The organism is Sporomusa sp. GT1 (genome assembly GCF_014634905.1).
In the GTDB taxonomy this organism is placed as follows: domain Bacteria; phylum Bacillota; class Negativicutes; order Sporomusales; family Sporomusaceae; genus Sporomusa; species Sporomusa sphaeroides.
In genome coordinates this window covers 1-18,637 of sequence record NZ_BMBX01000017.1, presented here as the reverse complement: position 1 = coordinate 18,637, position 18,637 = coordinate 1, and the positions used below count along the sequence as shown (strand labels likewise).

Sequence of the window (18,637 nt, the reverse complement as noted above, 5' to 3'; positions counted from 1 at the left end):
AGGTGATGAAGATGAAGAATGATGCGCCAACAAAACGGCTTCAAAAAGATAAGAGCAAGTATCGGCCGGCAGCCTCGCCACAATTTTTCTTCCGTGTCTTGGGGGAAGATAAAACCCTTTCCGGAATGGAGGTGTAATAAAGAGGGATTCCTCCAATACATCCTCAATCCGGCTGAAATAAAACTCTCTTTTCCCGGTTTCCTTATCTTCCTCAATAATTTCAATGTTTTGGGTGATGCGAAAAATATCCATAGTCTGATGCTCCCATCTCACTTAGCGTAGCGACGTTCATACCCGTTTCAAAGCATCCGAATACCTATGTAACCGGGCAATGGTAATCTTTTCCCTTTTATCAGCATATCATCGATTATTTGGTGTCTCAATTAGACTCCTGTTATAGAAATGCACCGTCGAACTTATATCAGCGTTCGAATTGTCTCCACTTTAATGCCGGTAGAAATTGCACCTGCTCCGGCCATATTGATTCGCCGGTATCGGAATACGGCTGTTCCCGACAATCAGTCCGGGAACAGCCGTATTGTGTCTTCCAATATTCTTTGTTGCTGCCTAAGCTGATCTGAGCTACTGCCGCAGCGATGCATCTTGCTAACCAAATTGTCCGCGCAAGCCCACGTTGAGCTACCAGGACTGCTTGAACTTGCCGCCGCTGGTCCGCGTTGCATCCAGATAGAGATTGCTGTCATTGCCGAGTTGGGCGGTAACTCCGGCGCCATAGCTCCACCAGGAGTCTCCCAGCTTTTCTTTCACCGGGCTGCCATTTAGGGAAAAGCCGATATCTCCCTCAAATTCTTTTACATAGGAGATCTTGCCATAGGCGTTCACCGGCTGGTCGCCTTTTTTGACTTCATGGCCTACTATAATCCCCAGGCGGCCAAGGACAGAGGTATAACTGTCGACATCCACAGACAGGCCGTTGGAGGCGATGAAGCTCCCGCCGCTCTGCCGTCCAAGGCTGAGCTGGGCCTGGGGCTCCAGATACCAGCCCTCTTTACTGGCCTTGTCCTGATACAGCCGATTTCCCACTTCCAGCGAGAGTACCGGTCCGCAGGTACTCATGTCGCCTTCGACCCAGACTGAAGCGGTATCAAGCACTTTGTAGCCGCTCTTCATCCAGCCGTATTTGATTACCAGGTCGATGTAGTGTCCTTTCGGGTCAATAAAGGTCCGGTAAAAACCCAGTGTCGTGGAACCGGTCGAGCCGCTGCCGGCGTCGTAGCTCTGGCTGGCCGAGGTGTAGCCGAGCATGCCGCCGGTGTAGACGGCGCCCCGGCTGGTATCCTGTTTACGGTCCAGGCCGGCCTGGATGCCGCGATAGGACATGCCGTACCCGCTCACCTGGGCATCGGACCCGCTGGAGAAGCGGCCGCCATACACCCGCGCCCAGGGGGCGTCGGATGCTTCGCCCCGGCGCAGGTCGCCCAGCCGCTGGTACAACGTGGTGGTTTCGGCGTAGCTCAGAAGATAGCCGGCACTGAAGGTGCTGAATGAGGCCGAGCCGCTGGAAGAGATTTTACCCGAGCCGGCCAGGTCCCAGTACCCGTTCTCGTCCTGCTTAAGTTCATACAGATAGCCGCCGTATTCGACTCTGCCGTTGAACACTCCGGTTCCGCCGCCTGGTTGAATGACGTCCTGGACGGTTTCGCTGCCGTCGGCCGCCGCGGTGGCGTCGCTGGTAAAGCCCACCTGGTAGCTGCCGCTGACATTGCCGGTTACGATCAGGCGGTCGCTGGTGCCGGCGGTGATATTGGCGCTCATGGCCAGCTGCCCGCCACCGTTCAGGCCGCCATTGACTGTGAGCGTCTTGTAGCCGTCAACGGCATTGAGGGTCAGGCCGGTCAAGGCGTTAGCGTAACTGGCGCCCTGACGCATAAAGGCGATGGTTCCGCCCTGCATAGTGACGTTGCCGTCGACGCCCGCGCCATTTTCTACGACGGACAGCGTGCCGCCGCTGTTGATTTTTATCGCCGCGCCAAAGGCGGCATTATCATTTGTAAGTACAGCATTCTGCCTGAGGTAGAGGCTGCCGCTGTTCACGGTGGTGTCATAGGCGGTAGCGCCGCTCTCCACCACCATGGCGGCCTGATCGTTGACCTCGGTCCGGTAAACTTTACCGTCACCGTAAACCTGTTGCAAAGAGCCGTCACGGAGCACCGTGTCATGGGCCGTACCTGTTTGGAATACTGCCTGCGCAGTGTTGCTATTAAGTATGGTGTTATTGGCAATACCGTTGCCGTACACTTCCTGCAAGGCGCTGTTGTTGAGCACCGCGCTATTGGCCGTGCCGTTGCCATATACCACCTGTGTGGCGTTATCGTTGAGTTCTGTGCCGCTGGCTATGCCACTGTCGTCAATCAACTGCATAGTGCTACCGTAGAGCGTAGTGTTATTTGCCGTACCGAGGTCGTAAACATATTGTTTTGCCTGATTGTTAAGCCGGGTGTCATTGGCAACGCTGCTATTGTAAACAACTTGAACGGAACTGCCGTTCAGTGTGGTTCTATCGGCCGTGCCGTTACCGTGAACATATTGCTTTGCCTGATTGTTAAGCAGGGTGTCATTGACAACGCTGCTATTGTAAACATCCTGAATGGAACTACCGTTCAATGTGGTCCTATTGGCTGTGCTGGTGTCGTTGAGCACTTGATACGCATTATGGTTCACTTGAGTGTCATTGACAATGCTGCTATTGTAAACCCACTGATAGGAACCATCGTTCAGGGTGGTGGTGTTGGCTGTACCGTTACCGTAAAATATCTGCTTGGAACTATCGTTAAGTATGGTGGTGTTGACTGTTCCGGTGTTGTAAATTACTTGCTGCGCAGTACCGTTCAGCTGGGTGTCATTGGCAACGGCACTATTGTAAACGCCTTGAATGGAACTACCGTTCAGTATGGTGTTGTTGGCCCTGCTGTCGTTATACAAAACGTATTGCTTGGCACTATCGTAGAGCGTAGTGTTGTTGGCCGTACCGGCGTTGTAAACTATCTGACCGCTAAATTGGTTGGCCACGGTGCCATTGGCAGTGCCGTACACATATTGCACGTCGTACGAACTCAAAACGGCACCTGTTGCGGTCTCGCTCTCGGGCACGGTAGTAGTGGCGGCATGAGCCGGGCTATTGGCCCAGCCACTGCAAAGACTGAAGGCAATCACTGCGGCGAGCAGACGGGGTTTATGGGCCGACTTGCCGTTCGTTAACGCTTTAATTTTGATCACCTTTTCCTTCTCAATCTTGTTTTTCTGATGGCGTCCGGACATCCATCAGAATTTCTGATAAAGACCGTTATCAAATAATTATTTTTAAACAATAATTATTTGATTTAACTTTACCACCCGCTACAGGATATTACAATTGAGCGGCTGATATAAAAAGACACGCTCAAAATTAATCATAGATAATTATGGTAGTCCTGTTTCCCGGACAAGCAGGCGAACAACCAGAAGGCCGCGAATGATTCGCGGCCTTCTGGTGTTGGAGAAAAAATCATTACTTATGAAGGTTTTTTATAATAAGCGTTGCCGTGCGTTTAGACGGACTGTTTTTTTCGTATTTTAATTTCTGCTGTTAACCAAATAACCAGTGGAATCAAAAGTTGAAAAGGGACGGCCAGGAAGCCGTAAATCTTTGCAAAATCAAACATTTCAAACATGTTTTTAAAGATAAGGGAGCAGAGTGCCAGAACCAGATGACATACCGGCAACGACAATTTCGTGAAATTTTCGATCTTTAACAGCTTGGCGATACCCAAAGAAGTGGCGGTTAAGCACAGCGCAATTTTGGTTAACCCTAAAAGAATCAGATTAAAGGAAATCAGGCTTTCAATCCGTTCAAAAAAACTGCCGAAATGAATGATGCGAGCCGCCATGTAGGAAGCAAATTTTACGATTTGTATCATTTCCGGCCCCAAAATTAAAAGATTGCGCATAAGAATGAAAATTAGAACGAAAATGCCGCCGATGATCCCTGCGAAATACGCCTTGTAAGGACTTTCCCCCCGTTTCAGACTGCCGAAAATAGTCATCGCCAGTACTGTTTCGCCGAAGGCGATTGAGCCAAAGATAAAGGCATTGGCTGCGATGTCCTGTGGGCTGTGATTCAGCATTGGCTGGAGATTGGCAATACTGATGGTGTCAAGTGCAAGCAAAATAGTAAAAACAACATTGCCGATAATGAGCACACAGATAATGAGCGACCACCTGCCCAATATCCGCGGGCCGCTCTGGGCAAGATAGGCAGCAACAACGGCCAGTACAATCATGAGCGGTATTCGTGGCGTATTCTGCAAAGCAATGACTACCGTGAACTCCACAAAATTACGCAGCACCAGCGCGCTGACAATCAGCGCATAGCAGGACATGAGCAGGATAAGCATAAAGCTTAGTTTTTTGCCAAACAACACCTGGATGATATCATACAGATTTTTTCCCGGAAACAGGCTGCAAATCCGGCTATAGATATAAATAAGTGGCAGGAAGAGCATGCCTGCAAAGAAGACTGCGATTAAAAAATCCTGCCCGACAGTTGTTGAGCCGCTGATCACTGTGCCGCACAGGATTGATAAAATAAGCAGGCAGCTGATATTGCGCGCCGATATGGATTCTGTTTGCATATAGGTATTCTCCTAGGTTCATAGTGTAAAAAATGGCTTTACCGCTTCCTGAATAAATGCGCTGGGATCGGGAAGGTTTATCCCGAGGCTGCGCAGTACGAGAACGGGGATGCTTATCAAAAGGACGGCGGCATAAAAATATATTTCTTTAGGATTTTCACGCTTCAGTACAAGCCGAAAATCAAAAAGCAGGGTAAGGAGGAAGAAAATTACTACAACTGCCAGTTCCATATCATACCTCCGTCCTAATAGCCTTTGAGAACGCCGGCGTTGACTAAATCCACCTTAGTTTCCACCACGAGCTTTGCTTCTTTAAATATATTGTCCCAGTCGCCTTCAATTTCCCGCCATAGCGCCGGATTATCCTTGTAGATGCGATTGCCCAGACCAAAGATATCGCTGCCGATGATGGTTTGTGCCTCGACGAATAAGCCGGAAACTCGTTCGGTAAGTACTGCGGCTATTCTTTTCTCCAGCCAGGCTCGCTCCGGTGCCTGCCTTAAATTCAGCGGTAAGTTCAATTCCATCAGGTTCATGGAAAGCATTACCTTAAGGATGACTGTAAGCTGCCCGTCATGAAAGCGGTAATCCGTTTTTGCACTGCATTTTTTGATTTCCAGTGAAGTGTTTATTGCTTGCTCTTTATCCAATTGGCAGGAAATAGCGCCGCCGTGTACTTCATCCTTAAACAAGAGGTAATACATTGTTTTTTCCGGAGAAAGCCAGCCGATTAAGCGGTCTGAACGGAACAAGGCGATTCCATTGGTTTCTATTACTTGCTCGTTACTGTTTTTCACTTGATGCAAAGCCGGCAGCACCAACGTATTGCCAGGTGCTTTAATGGCGCTATAAGCCTTATATAACGGTACATACCGAGTAGCGGCAGTCGTATCACTGTCCTCTTCAATTGATCGATTGACATCAAAGGAAATGATAGCACTTTCAATGGTTTTGGATAGCAGGATTTCTTTGGCACTTTTGCTCTGGGCGATGGCAACACTGAGGGTTTCACGCGGTTCGCCATCACGCAGCAGGTTTTCCAGAAGGGGCAGGATACCTTCCCGTTCCGCCAGTTGCCGACTGATGATCACAAGCTTCATGTGACCGCCATAAAGCTTGTTGCTCAACCGGCGCTTCGCGTTTCGTATCGCATTAAAGATGGTGTCGCCTTCGGCTTCAATGTGTTGTACCTTTAACTCATTGTCCTTGGATGTTTTCCTGGTATCCGCGATTTCGAGCGTCAGAAGGTAGAGACCAGTTTCTTCGTCTTTGTCAATGGCCATACCGGTAACAATACTCATCTCATCGAGGCCCCAGTAGTTCCAGCAGCCGCTGAGTGGCAGGCAAAGAAGCACAAGCAGCGCCGATAATAGGATGCGAATTTTCATCTATTTCCCCTCTTTGCTGTCCTGGCGCACGATATTTTTTGCTGTTGACAGAGGCCTGTCGCGCATTTGCCACCAGGGCGCGCGGATCAGCGTGTCTTTAACTTCCTGGTATTGAAGATTTCGGCCGGGTGTTAGCTGTTCTATGCCGAAGGAACGGAGGTTTAGAATATGAATCAGCAAGATGGCGACTCCCAGCGTGACTCCAAAAAAGCCCAGAGAGGAAGCGAAAGCCAAAAGTCCGAACCGGGCGACTAAAACTGGTGCGTTCATTTGCGGAATCAACAGGTTAGTGATACCGGTGATGGCGACAATAATGATCATTGGGGCTGCCACCAGCTTAGCCTCGACGGCAGCCTGACCTAAAACCAGCGCACCGACTATACCCAGAGCCTGTCCAATATTTGTGGGCATGCGCAGGCCGGTTTCCCGCAAAATATCAAATATAATCAGCATAAAGAATGCTTCCAAAGCAGCCGGAAACGGTACATTCTGCCGCTCCGTCGCAATGTGGACAATTAGAGATGTCGGCAGCATTTCACGATGAAAAGCGACAACGGCAATATAAAATGCCGGGACCAAAACCGTTAAGAAAAAACCGACAACTCGCAGGCTGCGGGAAAACGAAGCATAGTAAAAATTCAGGTAATAATCCTCACTGTTTTGGAAATTTTCAATAAATAAATAGGGAATTGTCAATACCACAGGAGAGCCGTCAACAAACAGCGCAATCCGGCCTTCCAGCAATTTTCCCACCACTACATCGGGACGTTCCGTATAGCCGACTGCCCGAAAGGGAGACCAGGTGTTGTCTCTTATCAGTTCGGAAATATAGTTGGCATCCAGCACGCTGTCAATGTGGATGGCATCCAGGCGCCGATACAGCTCACGGAGAATATTTTTGTTAACTATGTCATCCATATAGACAATACAAAGCTGTGTATGTGTTCGCTCACCGGCGCTGTAATACTTCATTTTCACTTGCTGTGTCCTTAGTTTGCGCCGGATCAGGGATAAATTGGTTGTCAAGGTTTCTGTAAACCCTTCCCGTGGTCCTGTCAATATTTTTTCCGATTCCGGCTCGGTGATTGCTCTCGTCGTAAAGCTTTTGGTGTTAAGCAGCAAGGCTTCGTGAGATCCTTCCACAAGTAACAGGGTATCTCCATACGTAACATCATTAATGATTTCCTGAAAAGAGCTGACTTTTTTTGCGCTATCGGTCTGGATGACTTGCATTATCAGGCTATCGATAATTTTGGTATCATCGGGGATATAGTCAAGCATAACCGGTTTGATAATATGTTCATCAATAATGGCAGAGTCGGCCAGACCATCGCAATAAATAACGCAAAACCGTATTTTATTGTTATTATTGCTTTTGAACTCACGAAACTGTATGGGATCGTCATCCTGAAAAATTGTCTTCAGGCAGGTAAGATTGGTTTCATAGCAAGCCGTCAGCTTGGCTTTTTTACTTTTTTTAGCGGTAATGGGCTGATTATCTTTTTTCTTTTTTCCACCAAACCAAAACATCACTTTTTCCACCTTTCTGGCATAGGGTAGTTATTAACCTCCTGGGGTTTTTTTATTCTCGGTGAAATGGTCTGAATATATATTTGAGTGAAAGTAATACAAACTTATACTTTAAGAGAATGAACGCACTAAGGAATTCGGAAATCTATTTTCTACTTAAATGCAAAAAGAAAACTGTCAAAGCACTCAGCCTTAACAGTTTTTCTTATTGTATTTCAAGAACTAGCTGCCCGCCACTTTGACCCGGTTGCGGCCGCTGTGTTTCGCTTCATACAACGCCTTATCGGCCCGGGCAATAAAGTCGGACGGCTTGTCCCCCTGTGTTACTCGTCCGCCTGCCACGCCTACGCTCACCGTCACATGCGTAGCTATCGGCGAGGCGCTATGCGGTATATTGCACTGTTCGACAGCTTGCCGAATGGCTTCCGCGACCTTGGCAGCCCCGGCAAGGGAAGTCTCCGGCAAAATAACAACAAATTCTTCACCGCCATAGCGTGCCAATAAATCACCCGGTCGTTTTAAAATCGCGCCTGCGGCTGCCGCCACCTGTTTCAAGCAATCGTCGCCTTCCTGGTGTCCATAGGTGTCATTGTAATATTTAAAAAAATCAAGATCCAGAAACAGAACCGACAGTTCGCTGCCTGTTCTTGCCGCCTGCCGCCATTCCATATCGTAGATTTGTTCAAAATGCCGCCTGTTCGCAATGCCGGTTAAACCGTCCAGCGAAGACAGGCGGCTTAATTCTCTATTGGCATTTTCCAGTTCTTCCAGAACCTTTACCAATTCAGCCTCCCGCGCTTTACGCTGATCGATTTCATATTTGATTTTCAAAGCCGAAAGCACCCTTGCTTTGAGTTCCAGCGGCTTGACCGGTTTGGTGATAAAGTCCATAGCCCCGGCGGTAAATGCCCTTTCCAGCGTCTCCGTGATATCACTGGCTGTAATGACAATAATCGGAATGTCTTTTAAGCATCGATTGCTTTTTATCAGCCGGCAGGCTTCAATCCCATCCATATCCGGCATAATCACATCCATGAGAATAAGATCAATGTGCGTGGGCGCACAGGCCGTCCGGTCCATTCCCAATAAGTCAAAAGCGGCAAATGCCGTTTCCGCGATAATTACCTCACTAAATCCGTTTTTTTCCAATAAGTGTTTAAGTAACATCCTGATTGACATCGAATCGTCAACAATTAAGATGGCCATTTGAGCGTCCCTCTCTTTCTAACCTTTCAGTATATGCCAATCACCCCGTATGCCTCAGGGTCCTTACTATCTGCGGCAGTTACAATAGCGTTGATATCTTCCTGCCGCTTTTGCAGAAATTCTGGAATCAAATCCTCCAGATCACGATCAACACCAACACTGTATTTCACATCAGGTTCTTCCTCGCAAAATGTGCTATAGCGTTTAACAGGACACGCTTCTCTATGTGTTTATTTATAGTTTAAATTTGCGTATGGAGTTTTGTAATTCGCGGGCCATTTCCAGCAGATACCGGCTTGAAGCTGTGATTTCTTGCGCTGCAAGCAACTGCTCCTGGGTAGATTGGAAAACGGCTTGTGTTTGTTGAACCGCATCGGTGCTGATTCCATTAATTTCTTGTACTTTGGCCGAAACTTCCTGACTTTCGGCAGCCATTCGGCTAAGTGATGTCGATATCTCCCGGACTTGGACAGAGGCTAAAGCGACCTGTTCGGCAATTTCATTAAAGGATTGTCCGGCTTGATTGACAACGGTGATTCCTGTTTGGACGTTTTTTGTTCCTTCGGCAATGGAAGATACGGCATTGTCAATATCCACTTTGTTTTCGTTAATCAGTGTGGTGATTTGTTTTGCAGCCGCCTGAGAATCTTCCGCCAATTTACGTACCTCCTCCGCAACGACGGCAAAGCCTTTACCAACCTCACCAGCCCGTGCTGCTTCAATTGCGGCATTGAGAGCAAGTAAATTTGTTTGACCGGCAATGTTGGCAATCATATCAACAATGCGGGTAATTTGGCCTGAACTGGCTGTTACTTTGATGATTGCTGTCTCGATTTGCCGCGAACTCTGGTGAATGTGATCCATTTGAGCAACTGCTTGCCGGACTGCTTGTTGGCCGACTTTGGCTTCAGCTACGCTTTTATCGGCAAGGCCGGCAGCTTCACTGGAGCTTGCCGCCAGTGTATCCATATCGTGGGAAAGTTTCTTTACGCCACCTGCTGTTTGCTCAACTGCCGTCAGTTGGCGCTCTGCGCCGCTGGATACGGCTGCCAGAGCGGATGCTACCTGCTGAGAGGCAGTGGATGAACTAGTTGAACTGACGGTAAACTGTTCAGAAGACTGCGCTATCTTTTCAGCATTTACCGAGACCTGCTTGACAATAGTCCGTAAGTTGGCGGTCATGATATCGAAATTTTCAGCCAGCATCCCGATTTCATCGCGTGGTAATTTAGCGGCACCTGAACTTTTGTTTATATGCAGATTTCCAGCTGCAATTTGTTCAGCAGAATGGGCAATTGTTCGAATCGACCGAACGACTGCTTCTATAACAAAGAAAATAATGCCGATTAATAGCAGTAAGCCGACCACACTAATAATCAAATTGCGACGGTTCATGTCAGTGGCATCTTGAAAAACCTCATCGACTGGGACGGTCCCGACAAGAATCCAGCCCGTCTGACCCACTGTGGCGTAGGCATTGAAACGCGGTATGCCAGCAAAGACAATGCGTGCAACGCCTGCCTCTTCCTTCTGATAGACAGGCATTAGTTCTGCTGCATTGGGCAGCTGATCGGTAATTTTAAACTTGGGATGTGCTAAATAGTAAGCATTGCGGTCAAGCATAAACACATAGCCTGTTTCGCCGATTTTGACAGGCGCAGTAATTGTTTTGATGTAGCTTAAATCAAGTTCAATGGTGAGAACTCCGATCGGATTCCCGTTTACTGTAACAGATTGTGCAATTGCAATGGTTGGCGTTTGGTCAATGGGGTTTTTGTAAATATCGGAATACACGCATCCTGTTGTTATCAGCGCTTTTTGATACCAGGACGATTGGCGAAGGTCAATGCCGCCGGCATGGTATTGCGCCTGCGCATCTAATATGCTGCCGTTTTCACGACTGAGTATGACATTGCGAATGCCGGGACTGACATTTTGAGCAGCCGTCAGAAAATTAACAATTTCATTGTCGGTGTATTGCTTTTGTCCCAGCAATGCAGTCTGGTTAAGTACCAGCACTTCTTTTTCCTTGGTCCACATTTCCAGGTCTTTTGCCACACGCAGCGAGGAAGCCAGCATCATTTCCTGCGTCTTTTTGTCTAATGTGCTATAGACCGATTGATAGGTGATATAATTAGTTACAGTTAAGATTAAAATCATGGGAGTCAATAAAAAAACAAGCAGTTTTTTTCGTAAGCCAAAGTATTTTAGCAAGTCATACAACCTCATTTCTGTTTTTTCATTTCTAATGTGATAAAAGCTTTTATTTGATGAGACATATCCGATTAATCATAGACAACAGTAAGAACCCGTCTAAGAATCTACAGTGGTTTCGGCCAAATCAATCAGGGGAATAAATTGAATTGTTATGCTATTCAGGCTGTTCATCAATTTGCCGGCAATACCGCACACTCCATTCCAGTGCTTCAAGATATAAGGCAGGCAGCCATTTTGCCGGAACAGAACAAATTTGGGCATAATGGGAGACCGCTTGCCAGTTGTCTTGTTCGTAGGCGATTATGAGGGCTAACATGTTTCCCAGGTGGGTATCGGCACCCTGCAGGGCCTGCTTGATGTCGTTATGTATCGACAGTTCTTGTAAAATAGAAGTTAACGAGCGGTTTAGCAAAGAATCCAACAGTGAAAACATGCCTGTCATAAAAGCCTGGGCGGCCAGTTCTGGCCGGTTCATTTTTTGTGCCAGCAGTTCTCCGAATTTGGCCCGTATGTTTGATGTATTCATTAGCTCGTTTGTTCTATCCGATTTATCCTCAGCAACAATATCCCTGAGAATCAGTAAAGTCAGCCAGCATTCAATTTGGTGCTGACCCAACAGAACGAGAGCTTGTCTGATTGAGGATATGGGACGCCTCAGGCCAAAATAAACCGAATTAATATATTTTAATAATTTGTAAAATAAAGAGACATCTCCTTTGATTAATTCTTCCAGTCGGACAAAATCAATATCTGTCTTCCGAACTTCATGCAGCAACTGGAAATACTGCGTATCAAAGCTGACGAGTTTTTTTGCGGTGAAGGTTTCCGGTTTGCTGAAAAAATAGCCTTGAAAATAGCTGTAGCCTGAGGCGATCGCTTGTTCAAAATCAATCCGGGTTTCCACCTTTTCCGCCAGGAATTTTATGCCGGAATGACTGAGCCTGCGTATTATCATCTGGCGTTCCTGGACCGGAGTGGCAAGAAAGTCAATTTTGATAATGTCGGCCAGCTCGATGAGTTCCCGGTATTGATCGGCAAAGACAAAATCATCAAGGGCGATGACATAGCCGCGCTGTTTCAGTTGCCGGCAGATGTCAAGGATTTCCCGGTCCGGCTCAATATCCTCCAGGATTTCAATGACGACCGACTGTTCGGGTGAATAAGTTGTCAGCATCTGTTGCAGACCCTTCCGGGTAAAGTTGATAAAAGCCGGCTTACCGCCTGTTAGTTTGTCAATTCCGAACAGCAAAAAAGCATCTGACAGAACACTGAAGGTGGCTGCATCCGGATCAGTAGCGGTATAGGCGGTAGCGTCGGCGCTGGAACGGAACAGCAATTCATAAGCGTATACATTTTCCTGCGAGTTGAAAATAGGCTGTCTCGCAATATATTTATCCATAATATCCTTCCTCATCTTTGTAAGTTCACCAGTAAAATATTTACACAGTATAACACCGCCTTCATTGCTGAAGGCGGTGCTTTATATTTTCTGGCAAGAAACCGGAACCCGGTTAGATCTGAAACTTCTGGACTTCGGTTTGCAGTGTTTCGCCCAGTTTGGCCAGTGCGTTGCTGGCGGCGGCAATTTCCTGCATGGAGGCAAGCTGCTGCTCGGTGGCTGCTGTGATGGCCTGAGACTGGGAAGAGGCATGTTGGCTAAGAGTTTCCGATTCTTGGGACGAGCGCCGCACTTCGGTAATATTACCGGCCATCTGGCTAACGGCTTGGGCAATCTCACCAATTTGTACCGAAACCTGCTCGATGGATTGGAGGATAATCTGAAAAGCCTGGCCGGAGGCATTGACGCTTTCGACTCCTTGTCTGACTTCAGCGGTGCCGGTCTGCATATCGGTTACGGCTTTTTCTGTGTCGGTCTGGATTTCACCGATCAGGCCGGCGATTTGTTTGGCGGCTTCCTGGGACTGTTCTGCAAGTTTTCTCACTTCTTCCGCGACGACGGCAAAGCCTCGTCCCTGTTCACCGGCCCGGGCGGCCTCAATGGCGGCGTTCAGAGCCAGGAGGTTGGTCTGGCCGGCAATGCCGGAGATGGTATCGACAATTTGGCCGATTTCCCGGGAGCGGTTTCCCAGTTTGGTGACAACATCGGCTACGGCGGTTGTGGTTTGCTCGATTTTTCCCATCTGTTCGATCGAATGATTAAGGGAAAGCTTGCCCTGTTCGGCCTGTTGGACGCTGTGGGCCGAACTGCCGGCGGCGGCCTGGGCATTGGCGGCAATTTGGTCGGCATTGGCCGCCATTTGATCGATAGCTGCCGCCGTAGCTGTGGCACCGGTTAATTGGTTCTGAAGGGCGCCGGCTACTTCGATGACCGAAGCGGCAACACTGTTGGCCGTTTGAGCAACCTGGTCGGCGCTGGCGGTTAGTTCTTCGGAAGAAGAAGACACCTGCTCAACCGATTGGTGGATTTGTTGAAAAAGAATTTGTAAACTGCTGCGTGTAGCAGCCAGGGTATCGGCCAATTGACCGATTTCGTCGCGGCGGGCGGTCACGGACTGCTTGTCGCGAAAATCACCTCTGGCGAAGTCCTGGCAGGTAGCGATGATGCCGGCTAAAGGAACGGTAATACCTCTGGTAATGGCAAGACCGCTAGCCACAAGGAGCAGGAAGGCGACAGCGAGGCTGGCAATTATACGGTAAATAGTCTCATTAAACTCGGCTTGGCTGTTAATGGCGTTTTTGTCGGCTTCTTGCGAATAATGCTCGGCCAGATCTTGGCCCGCCTGGGAAAATGCCTTGGTCCGGTCAGCCACTTTTTCCACATAGAGAGCATAGGCTTCGGCATTTTTATTTTGAGCGGCCAGGGAGAGTACCTGCTCCCGTACTTCATGGTATTCTACCCTGGCGGTTTCTAAAGATGCCAGAAAAGGCTTGGATCCGGGAATCTTATCGGCATGCGCTTTAATTTGGGTGAGAAAATCATCATTTTCCCGTACGTGGGTCTGAATGCTTTGCAGTAGAGCTTGATTCTTCCGGGGATCGGTGGTCAGCATGGTTTCCAGCAAATCGTTATTAATATTGCTGATCCGCACCCGCATTTTACCAAGATTGTTAATCGAGTCAAGAAGATCGTAATTGACATAATTGAGGGTAGTGTTGGCCTTGTTAAGGGTGGTAAAGTTTGTCCAGCCGACAACCGCCAGCATGATAAGGGCTACAGCAATGAGCAGGCCCAGCTTATAAAATAGTTTCAGATTATTAAATGCTTGTAAGATGTTTTGCATGGCAAGAATGCCTCCTTGAATATTTTGCTATATAACTATATAAATAAATGCTAATAAAAAAATAGGGGGGCGTCAATTTTGCTATTGGTATAATACGGAACGGTCCAGCTTATACCCGGCGGCAGAAAGACTTATTTTTTGTACCCTAGCCCCTGGTATATATTGCTATGTGGAAAGATAATGTTGTCAGTCAGTGCCTGCACCCGGCGCGCCGGACGAAGCTGGCGAGGAGTATGCCGCAGCTGTCGGGGCTGATGCTGAAGGTGGACATGGAAATGAAAGGGTGACTGGTCTGTGTTAGTTTTAGGACAAATATGGCAGCTGATATAAGGAGAACGGTACATTTTTATAATACCGGTCTAATTGAAATCACGGCATGTGGATGATACACTAAAAATTGGAAACATATTGTGTGTTGCTTAAATTATGAACTGGAATTTAACAACCGGACGGCATGCCGGTCTAACCGGCAGGCAAACATATGTAAAGAAAGAAGGAAAAATAATGAGGGACTGGATGCACAAATCGGAAGCGTTGAAAAAAGCAGAGGTGTCTGCTTTTGACGCTAAGCGGTATTTGTCGATCTTTTCTCAATTTATTCCCTCCAGCAGTCCGATTATGCAGGGCAGCATGGTTTCACCGCGTGTGCCGGAGCTTTTGATCAATTTCAAAATGCTGGAGGAAAACGGATTGTCAATGGAACAGATTAAACAGGCGATTGCCGAGACTATTGCAAAGGGGAAGCCGGTTGCCACCAGTTCTGTAAACGGGATGGGAAGCCCTGTCATACAGCCGGGAGCAAATGGGTCTGCTTTGATTGAGTTAATGAAACAATTGGCCGATAACCAGGCAAATATACAGTCTATACAGTCCGAAATACTAAAAATGGTACAGCAAGTACTAGGCAGTATTGAGGAAGAAGTGAAGATGCTGCATATCCGCATTGAAAAACTAGAAAAAACAATGAAAGACCCCGAGTCTTTGTTGTAAACACAGCGGTGCAGTTTGAAAGAAGCTATAGCTTTAGCGAAAGGAAAAGGAAGCAGCATGAAAACCTACAAATTTTCTTGGGACTTGCTTGGTGTGGAAGACGGCAGGCCCAATTTGGGAACTCAGGTTGATTTAGAATTGTACCGGTTGATGCACTTTACCCTGCGGGATGTGCTTGAGGACAAATTCGGCAGGACGGTGACGGACGAGGTCCTTTTCGCAGCCGGGAAACTGGCCGGAACTGAGTTCTATACCCATTATATTGAGCCGGTTGCCAGCCTGGACGAATTTATTAACAAGACACAGCAGGTCTTGAAAGAGAAAAAAATCGGCATTTTGAAAATAGAAGAAGATTTGCTGGAGCAAGGCAAGGTGTTGTTGACCATTGACGAGGACCTGGATTGCTCCGGCCTGCCGGAAACAGATTATGAAACCTGCATTTATGATGAAGGTTTTATTTCGGCTTTATTTGAACAGTTTACAGAGAAAAAATGGCGGGCTAAAGAGATTGACTGCTGGTGCACAGGAGCCAGGACCTGCCGGTTCATCGTCAAAGAAACAGAATGATTGAACCTATCGATGAAAACCATGGAAGAGCCGTTGACAGGGAATTCATACAACTGCTGCTAACGCTGCTTTGCAGCTCGCGCTTGCCGCCCGATTTACATATTGAACCAGAACTGGCCGAAGATCCGGATTTCCAGAAATTACATTCCTATATTCTGGCTTTGCGGGAGTTAAGTTTTGCCCTGCGCAACGGGAATTTACAGCACTTTGTTGACGGTAAAGGTTTTATCCTGGGCAATTTGAAAGCATTGCAGTCGAATTTGCGGCATTTAACCTGGCAGGCAAAAAGAGTTGCGAAAGGTGATTTTTCCCAAAGGGTAGATTTCCTGGGAGAGTTTTCCGAAGCGTTTAATGAGATGACAAACAACCTTGAGAATGTAAATAAACAATTACATAAACTTGCCAGCTTAGACTCTCTGACTCAGCTTCATAACCGGATGGCTCTTGACCAGTTTCTTGACGCGGCGTTTGCCAAGGCGAAGCTGGAGGGCAGTGAGCTTAGTATTTTAATGATTGATATTGATCGTTTCAAAAGAATAAATGACAATTATGGTCATCAGGCAGGGGACCTGGTTCTAGTCCAAATCGGCAATGCGTTAAAAAAGCAGTTCCGGACGACAGATATGCTGGCCCGTTACGGTGGCGAAGAATTTATGGTTGTCCAGCCGCAAACAGGTATTGACCAGGCGATAAAAATTGGCAACAGAGCTTTGGAAGCTGTACGGAACACTGTGATTCAGTTTGAGTCCGAGCAGCGGTTACTTGTTACGGTTAGCATTGGTGTCAGCTGTATAGTACCGGAAGACCAGAGTTTTGAAGATATTGTCAAAAGGAGTGATGCCGCTTTATATGAAGCTAAAAACAGTGGCAGAAACCGGTTGTGTGTATTTAAAGAAGGACGAGCCCTGGAATTCAATATGACTTGCTTATAGGGGCTTCCCACACCGGCTGCTGGCGGTATGGCTGGCCTCACTAATTTTTCTGCTGCGATATAATTCTGGACCGGTATTATATAGCACTGAGGTGAAATATTTTGTTAAGAAGCATTAAATCAAGAATGATGGTATTTTTTCCGCTGATCATCCTTATCAGCATAGTCGGACTGTGTTTTTTTATTACCCATGATTATCAGGAAATGATTAATGATACATTTGGCATGAAGGCAAAATTTGCTGCGGAAAAAGCGGTTAGCATTATTGATATCGAAGATTTTAAAAAAGTACAGGCTGAAATCATGAAAAATCCCGACAGTCAGGAGCATAAGGCCAAAGTATTGCAAATGCCGGAATTTATTAGAATTTATGAACGGCTGAACGAAATCAAAGAAATGGCCGGTTTAAAATTTGTATATAGCCTTGTCGAACTGCCGGACCAAACTTTCATGTATATTATTGACAGTGAAAATATCCAAAGCGAGGATTTTTCTCTTCCGGGAGATATTGAGGAGATTGACCGCGAAGCGACAGCGGTTTATCAAGTGCAAAAAACAATAACCAGCGACCTGATTGTGCATGAGCGATGGGGGGCATCGATAGCGGCTTATGTTCCCATTAGGGATAAAGACGGAACTATGATTGGGGCACTTGGGGCAGAATATGACGCGGCGGATATTTATGCAAAAATGCAGGAGACAAGACAAAAGATTGTGAGCGGGACAGTCATTGCCCTGCTGGCGGCCATTTTGTTAAGTTTTGTCTTTGCCGCCCGTATTGTAAAACCTTTGCAATTGCTTGTGAACCATGTACAGAGCGTTGCCGCGGGTGATTTGACGGCCCGGTTAAGCTTAAATGATACAAGTGAGATTAGCGACATCTTTGGCGCGTTTAACAAAATGACGGAAGATTTGCGGATACTGATTGAACGGGTGTCTACTTTTGCCGACGGATTGGCAAGAGGGACTTACCAGACTTCGGTTACGTCAGATGCGGCTGCTCAGGCAGCCAACCAAATTGCCTCCGCTATTACCAACGTAGCCCGCGGCTCTGATCAGCAGCTTCAAGCCGTTCAGTCAACACGCCTAAATATTGAGGAGGTTGCGGCAACTGTTGAACAAATGAGCCGGAATATGAATATGGCAACAGATATTTCGCAAAAGGCAGTCTTTTCTGCCAATGACGGTTCTGAGGCCGTTGCTGTAGCTATAAATCAAATGAACAAAATTGAACAAGTGGTAGCTAATTCTGTGCAGCTAGTTGATGATTTGGACGAGCATTCCCAAGAAATCGGCCAGATTGTTACTGTCATTTCCGGTCTTGCCAAGCAAACGAACCTGTTAGCTCTCAATGCCGCGATTGAAGCAGCCAGGGCCGGAGAACAAGGCCGCGGTTTTGCCGTGGTGGCGGCAGAGGTCCACGCCCTTGCCGAGCAATCCCAAATTTCAGCCAAGCAGATTGCTTTTTTAATTAGCAAAATCCAAAATGAAACCCGTCATGCTGTAGACAGCATGAATACCGGTGCGCTGGAAGTCCAAACCGGGCTGGATGTCGTCAATAACGCAGGGATTAAATTTAATGAAATTGCCAGGCTTATTGAGCAAGCAGCCGCAGAGGTTGCCAATGGTTCATCCTTTATCCAGCATGTAACCGCTACCAGCCAGCAAACATTATTGTCGGTGCGGGAAATCGAAAGCATTGGAAAAGCGTCGGTCGAGCAGACAGAAACCGTATCAGCCGCAATTGAGGAGCAGTCAGCCTCTGTCGAGGAAATTGCCGCACTTAATCAAAGTTTGTTAGACCTGGCCGATGAAGTTAAAAATGCAATTCGTCAATTTAAACTGTAGTTGTTAAAAACTCAACTTTCGCAGATAGATATAGGCAAATAAAGCTTGATGTAATTGGGCAAGGCCGCTATCCATTGTGAAAGTTGA

General features: G+C 47.3%; 15 protein-coding genes and 1 pseudogene. 5 read left to right on the top strand and 11 right to left on the bottom strand.

What is annotated here, in order from left to right:
* Positions 1–39: 39 nt before the first annotated feature.
* Positions 40–252: pseudogene (locus GT1_RS22790) on the bottom strand (flagellar brake protein); the annotation flags it as partial.
* Positions 253–639: 387 nt separating this feature from the next.
* Positions 640–1,890: an autotransporter outer membrane beta-barrel domain-containing protein gene (locus GT1_RS16425; RefSeq protein ID WP_255430458.1), complete on the bottom strand. Its 1,251-nt coding sequence runs from the start codon at positions 1,888–1,890 to the stop codon at positions 640–642.
* Positions 1,891–2,178: 288 nt separating this feature from the next.
* Here GT1_RS16425 and GT1_RS16420 point away from each other — a divergent pair, with 288 nt between their 5' ends.
* Positions 2,179–3,219, top strand: a complete 1,041-nt coding sequence (locus tag GT1_RS16420) for a hypothetical protein (RefSeq protein WP_188399620.1) — start codon at positions 2,179–2,181, stop codon at positions 3,217–3,219.
* Positions 3,220–3,548: 329 nt separating this feature from the next.
* Here the strand turns inward: GT1_RS16420 and GT1_RS16415 are convergent, their stop codons facing one another.
* From GT1_RS16415 to GT1_RS16375, 9 genes are all read right to left on the bottom strand, one after another.
* Positions 3,549–4,631, bottom strand: coding sequence for an endospore germination permease (locus tag GT1_RS16415; protein ID WP_188399619.1), 1,083 nt, complete (start codon positions 4,629–4,631; stop codon positions 3,549–3,551).
* Between the two features lie 18 nt (positions 4,632–4,649).
* A complete protein-coding gene (locus GT1_RS16410) occupies positions 4,650–4,862 on the bottom strand; it encodes a hypothetical protein (protein ID WP_188399618.1) in 213 nt (70 codons plus the stop codon).
* A 14-nt stretch (positions 4,863–4,876) separates the two neighbouring features.
* Positions 4,877–6,019 (bottom strand): Ger(x)C family spore germination protein, encoded by a 1,143-nt coding sequence (locus tag GT1_RS16405; RefSeq protein WP_188399617.1) that lies wholly within the window; start codon positions 6,017–6,019, stop codon positions 4,877–4,879.
* Positions 6,020–7,561, bottom strand: coding sequence for a spore germination protein (locus GT1_RS16400; protein WP_223226308.1), 1,542 nt, complete (start codon positions 7,559–7,561; stop codon positions 6,020–6,022).
* Between the two features lie 210 nt (positions 7,562–7,771).
* Complete coding sequence (locus tag GT1_RS16395) at positions 7,772–8,755, bottom strand: diguanylate cyclase domain-containing protein (RefSeq protein WP_188399615.1); 984 nt, start codon at positions 8,753–8,755, stop codon at positions 7,772–7,774.
* Between the two features lie 26 nt (positions 8,756–8,781).
* A complete protein-coding gene (locus GT1_RS16390; protein WP_188399614.1) occupies positions 8,782–8,925 on the bottom strand; it encodes a hypothetical protein in 144 nt (47 codons plus the stop codon).
* Positions 8,926–8,989: 64 nt separating this feature from the next.
* Positions 8,990–10,915, bottom strand: coding sequence for a methyl-accepting chemotaxis protein (locus GT1_RS16385; RefSeq protein ID WP_188399613.1), 1,926 nt, complete (start codon positions 10,913–10,915; stop codon positions 8,990–8,992).
* Between the two features lie 211 nt (positions 10,916–11,126).
* Positions 11,127–12,371, bottom strand: a complete 1,245-nt coding sequence (locus GT1_RS16380; RefSeq protein WP_188399612.1) for an EAL and HDOD domain-containing protein — start codon at positions 12,369–12,371, stop codon at positions 11,127–11,129.
* 112 nt (positions 12,372–12,483) lie between these two features.
* Entirely contained in the window at positions 12,484–14,214 is a 1,731-nt protein-coding gene (locus GT1_RS16375) for a methyl-accepting chemotaxis protein (RefSeq protein ID WP_188399611.1), read from the bottom strand.
* A gap of 426 nt (positions 14,215–14,640) precedes the next feature.
* On the opposite strand from GT1_RS16375, the gene GT1_RS16370 reads away from it, so the two are divergent.
* From GT1_RS16370 to GT1_RS16355, 4 genes are all read left to right on the top strand, one after another.
* Positions 14,641–15,204 (top strand): hypothetical protein, encoded by a 564-nt coding sequence (locus tag GT1_RS16370; protein ID WP_188399610.1) that lies wholly within the window; start codon positions 14,641–14,643, stop codon positions 15,202–15,204.
* Positions 15,205–15,261: 57 nt separating this feature from the next.
* The gene (locus GT1_RS16365; RefSeq protein ID WP_188399609.1) at positions 15,262–15,771 is read left to right on the top strand and encodes a V4R domain-containing protein; all 510 of its coding nucleotides are present in this window, start codon (positions 15,262–15,264) and stop codon (positions 15,769–15,771) included.
* A complete protein-coding gene (locus tag GT1_RS16360) occupies positions 15,768–16,703 on the top strand; it encodes a GGDEF domain-containing protein (RefSeq protein WP_188399608.1) in 936 nt (311 codons plus the stop codon). The genes GT1_RS16365 and GT1_RS16360 overlap by 4 nt, the downstream gene beginning before the upstream one ends.
* 101 nt (positions 16,704–16,804) lie before the next feature.
* Positions 16,805–18,550, top strand: a complete 1,746-nt coding sequence (locus GT1_RS16355; protein WP_223226307.1) for a methyl-accepting chemotaxis protein — start codon at positions 16,805–16,807, stop codon at positions 18,548–18,550.
* The last annotated feature ends 87 nt before the right edge of the window (positions 18,551–18,637 follow it).

Coding starts and splice junctions, on each gene's coding strand:
- GT1_RS16405 (WP_188399617.1), bottom strand. CDS start 6,019: ATGAAAATTCGCATCCTATTATCGGCGCTGCTTGTGCTTCTTTGCCTG.
- GT1_RS16375 (WP_188399611.1), bottom strand. CDS start 14,214: ATGCAAAACATCTTACAAGCATTTAATAATCTGAAACTATTTTATAAG.
- GT1_RS16380 (WP_188399612.1), bottom strand. CDS start 12,371: ATGGATAAATATATTGCGAGACAGCCTATTTTCAACTCGCAGGAAAAT.
- GT1_RS16385 (WP_188399613.1), bottom strand. CDS start 10,915: ATGATTTTAATCTTAACTGTAACTAATTATATCACCTATCAATCGGTC.
- GT1_RS16410 (WP_188399618.1), bottom strand. CDS start 4,862: ATGGAACTGGCAGTTGTAGTAATTTTCTTCCTCCTTACCCTGCTTTTT.
- GT1_RS16425 (WP_255430458.1), bottom strand. CDS start 1,890: ATGCGTCAGGGCGCCAGTTACGCTAACGCCTTGACCGGCCTGACCCTC.
- GT1_RS16420 (WP_188399620.1), top strand. CDS start 2,179: ATGGGCCGTACCTGTTTGGAATACTGCCTGCGCAGTGTTGCTATTAAG.
- GT1_RS16365 (WP_188399609.1), top strand. CDS start 15,262: ATGAAAACCTACAAATTTTCTTGGGACTTGCTTGGTGTGGAAGACGGC.
- GT1_RS16395 (WP_188399615.1), bottom strand. CDS start 8,755: ATGGCCATCTTAATTGTTGACGATTCGATGTCAATCAGGATGTTACTT.
- GT1_RS16415 (WP_188399619.1), bottom strand. CDS start 4,631: ATGCAAACAGAATCCATATCGGCGCGCAATATCAGCTGCCTGCTTATT.
- GT1_RS16360 (WP_188399608.1), top strand. CDS start 15,768: ATGATTGAACCTATCGATGAAAACCATGGAAGAGCCGTTGACAGGGAA.
- GT1_RS16370 (WP_188399610.1), top strand. CDS start 14,641: ATGAACTGGAATTTAACAACCGGACGGCATGCCGGTCTAACCGGCAGG.